Here is a 1,590-nt window from a genome sequence, read left to right on the forward strand (position 1 = left end):
ATCGGCTGCTTCGGCGACCCGGGCCTGATGGCACTGCGCGAATCCAGCCCGGCGCCGGTCACCGGCCTGGCCGAAGCCGCCTTCATCGAAGCCGCACGCCACGGCCGCTACGCCATCGTCACCGGCGGCGAGCGCTGGGGCCCCATGCTGCAGCGGCTGGCGCAGGCGCTCGGTCAGGCGCAGCAGCTGGCCGGCATCCACACCGTGGCGCCCACCGGTGCCCAGCTCGCGGCCGACCCGGCCGCCGCCCACCGCCTGCTGGCCCAGGCCTGCCGCGACGCGGCGCAGCAGTTGGGTGTGCAGGCCGTCATCCTGGGCGGCGCGGGCCTGGCCGGCATGGCCGCCGCCGTGCAGGCCCAGGTGCCCGTGCCGGTGATCGACAGCGTGACCGCCGGCACCCACTGGGCGCTGCGCAGCACGCCGCTGCCACCACAGCGCACCACGCCAGGTTTCGACATCGCATGGCAGGGCCTGTCGGCCGAGATGGCGGTGCTGGGCCCCACCCCGGGCCATTGAAGGCCATCCGTTCGGGCGGAGCCTGTCGAAGCCCTGGCGAGCCCGTCGCCCAGCTCCGTGCGAACGGACCGAGGTGGCGCGCCTGTCAGCGACAGCGGCGGGCCGCCAGTCCACGCACAATGTGCGCATGGTCCGCCCCACCCAACTGCTCCACCCCCAGCGCGCACCCGCCCCGGTGCGCCCCGCCGCCACCGTGCTGCTGCTGCGCGATGCGCCGCAAGGCGTCGAGGTGCTGATGACGCGCCGCTCGATGACGGCGAGCTTCGCGCCCGGTGCCTACGTCTTCCCCGGCGGCGGCATCGACGCCGCCGACGCACAAGCGCACGGCCAGTCCACCCGCCGCCCCACGCAGAGCGACCTGCACCTGACGCAGGCCATCGCCGCCATCCGCGAGAGCTTCGAGGAACTGGGCATCCTGCTGGCGCGGCGCGCCGATGGCTCGCACCTGGACACTGCCCAGATCGCCGCGCTGGACCGCAAAGCCCCCTTCGCAGACCAGTGCGCCGCGCAGGGCCTGACGCTGTCGGGTGCCGAGGTCTTCGTGCTCGCGCACTGGATCACCGACCGCGACCTGCCGCGCCGCTTCGACGTGCCCTTCCTGGTCGCGCGCATGCCCGAGGGCCAGGAACCGGTGGCCGACGAGTCGGAGCAGTTCGAGCCGCTGTGGGTGCGCCCGGCCGATGCGCTGGCGCGCCACGCGGCGGGCCAGTTCTTCATCATCTTCCCGACCATCCGCACGCTGGAACGGCTGCAGGCCTACCCCACCGTTCAGGCGGTGCTCGATGCGTGCGCGGTCAACGACGAGCCGCTGTTCACCAGCTGCCCGCGCGCCGGCCTCATGAACGGCCACGAGTCGCGCCACATGGAGCACGAGCCGCCCTTCGGTGAACTCGCCCTGGTCTGCCCCGACGGGCAGATCGTGCACGAGCTGGCCTGGCAGACCGAGCGCCCGGTGCCCCTGCTCAAACACGTGCAGCGGCTGACCGCGCCCAACCCCGGCTTCATGACCGGCCCTGGCACCAACAGCTACCTGGTGGGCGACCCGGTGAGCGGCCACATCGCCATCGACCCCGG

At 73.6% G+C, this 1,590-nt stretch carries 2 protein-coding genes; both read left to right on the top strand.

Translation table 11 applies throughout. The features are described from left to right. The coding region (locus RMP09_RS18605; protein WP_310567467.1) for an aspartate/glutamate racemase family protein at positions 1–516 on the top strand (516 nt) is incomplete at its 5' end. A gap of 127 nt (positions 517–643) precedes the next feature. Beyond that, positions 644–1,590: NUDIX hydrolase (locus RMP09_RS18610; protein WP_310567468.1), on the top strand; the 947-nt coding region annotated here is incomplete at its 3' end.

The organism is Hydrogenophaga sp., assembly GCF_031426985.1.
Taxonomy (GTDB): Bacteria; Pseudomonadota; Gammaproteobacteria; order Burkholderiales; family Burkholderiaceae_C; genus Hydrogenophaga.